Origin of the sequence: uncultured Fibrobacter sp. (assembly GCF_937877005.1) — a bacterium.
In the GTDB taxonomy this organism is placed as follows: Bacteria; Fibrobacterota; Fibrobacteria; order Fibrobacterales; family Fibrobacteraceae; genus Fibrobacter.
In genome coordinates this window covers 1-2,062 of sequence record NZ_CALEFV010000325.1, presented here as the reverse complement: position 1 = coordinate 2,062, position 2,062 = coordinate 1, and the positions used below count along the sequence as shown (strand labels likewise).

The window sequence follows — 2,062 nt, the reverse complement described above, 5'->3', positions numbered from 1 at the left end:
GAGAGAAAGGCCAGTTGCAAGCAGAACAGCAGCAACGATGAGAGATATTTTTTTCATTTGTTTCCTCTTAATTGAAGGTTAGTAACCGAAATATAACAAAAAGTTTACGAAAGCGGAAGTTTTTGTTCAAAAAAAATTCATTTATTTGTATTTTAGTGAGTCCCTTTCTGGTTTCCCTTGAAAACAGAAAATGGTTGGTTTTTCTCGCTCTTAGGCGCGCTTTTTAGGTATATTCTAGGTATGAATTTCTCTAAAAGCGCATTTTTTGCAGGAGCGGCTTCTGTAGCCGTGTCTTTTTCGTCTGCTTTTGCAGGCCCCCTCGTAAACCAGCTGGGTTTTGCCCCCGATGCCGAAAAGATTGTCGTTTACCCCGGTAGCGATGCCAATGGGCTCGAAGTCCGTGACCTTAACGGAAAGACTGTCTTGAAACTCAAGGCCCCCATGGTCTATGACTGGGAATACAGCGGCGAAGAAGTACAGACTTTCGATATTTCTGCAGTCAAGAAACCTGGCACATACCGCCTTTTCCGCGGCAAGGAATATGTGGGTACTCCCATCGTAGTGGGCAAGAACGTCTATGACGACTTGGTAAAGGCTAGCCTTAAGTGGTTCTACTACCAGCGCGCCAGCATGCCGCTTGAACCCCAGTATGCGGGCAAATGGGCCCGCGCTGCAGGCCATAAAGATAATCGAGTGATCGTTTACGGCACAGACAAGGCGACCGGCGGCAAAGGCAATGGTCAAGTAATCAAATCCGACCGAGGCTGGTACGATGCCGGCGACTACGGCAAGTACATCGTGAACTCCGGCATTACCGTATGGACCCTGCTCGAAATTTATGAGAACTTCCCGAAGTATGCCGATTCGCTCACCTGGAACATTCCGCGCGAATTCCCCAAGTACCCCGAACTCCTCGAAGAAGTGCGCTACAACCTGGACTGGATGCTTACCATGCAGGACAAGGATGGCGGCGTTTACCACAAGGTGTCCACGCTGCGTTTCAGCGGAAGTGTGCTTCCTGAAAATGACAAGGACGCGCGCTACGCAATTATCAAGAATGTAACAGCAACGCTCGACTTTGCGGCCGTGATGGCCCAGGCAAGCGTTGTTTACAAGAATATCGACAAGGCTTATTCCGACAAGATACTCAAGGCTGCCGAAGATGCCTACGCATGGGCCAAGATGCATCCACAGCAGTTCTACAAGCAACCGGCCGATGTGCAGACGGGTAGCTACGCTCCTGGTGACGAAAACGGCAAGGACGAATTCCGCTGGGCTGCCGCCGAACTCTATCGCGCCACCAAGAAGCAGTATTATCAGGATGACCTGAAGCAGAACCTGTTCACACCCGATGGCGCCTGGTGGGGTAATGTGAACATGCTCGCCGCCTTCCGCGTGGCACTGGATTCCGCCGACTTCGACAAGGAACTGGTGGCCGCTGCCAAGAAGACTGTCTTGAATGAAGCCAACAACTTGCGTGCCGTGGGCGACACGAGCGCCTACCGCTTGCCAGCATTCCCTTGGAGCTGGAACTGGGGCTCTAACAGTGCTATGGCAAACAACGGCATGGTGCTGGTGCATGCTTACCTGCTCACCGGCGACAAGAGCTACGTGGATGGAGCGCAGCAGTGCCTGGACTACTTGCTTGGCAAGAACCCGATGGACATTACCTATGTGACTGGATTTGGTTATCGTAGCCCGAGAAACCCGCATCACCGCCCGAGCGAATCGGACATGGTCGACGATCCGGTGCCCGGCATGCTCGTGGGTGGCCCGCACTTGGGCAAGCAAGACATCAACCTGGATGGCAAGGAAAATTGGAAATGCCCGAACTACGCCGCCGCTGACAAACCGGCACTTGCTTACATCGATAACCGTTGCAGCTACGCGACCAACGAAGCGGCCATCAACTGGAATGCACCGCTTGCGTACCTCGCCGCAGCCCTCGAAGCGATTTATAAAAAGTAACACGCCGCTCAAAAAATATATATTACGGATATGGCTTAAGGCTGTGTCCGTTTTTTTTTATTAGGGGGTGTCGATGAAGAAGATTTCTGTGATT

Annotated in this window: 1 protein-coding gene; it reads left to right on the top strand. The window is 51.7% G+C overall.

The features are described 5' to 3' along the window. The first annotated feature begins 240 nt into the window (after positions 1–240). The gene (locus tag Q0628_RS14315) at positions 241–1,968 is read left to right on the top strand and encodes a glycoside hydrolase family 9 protein (protein WP_298772118.1); all 1,728 of its coding nucleotides are present in this window, start codon (positions 241–243) and stop codon (positions 1,966–1,968) included. Positions 1,969–2,062 lie beyond the last annotated feature (94 nt).

Coding starts and splice junctions, on each gene's coding strand:
- Q0628_RS14315 (WP_298772118.1), top strand. CDS start 241: ATGAATTTCTCTAAAAGCGCATTTTTTGCAGGAGCGGCTTCTGTAGCC.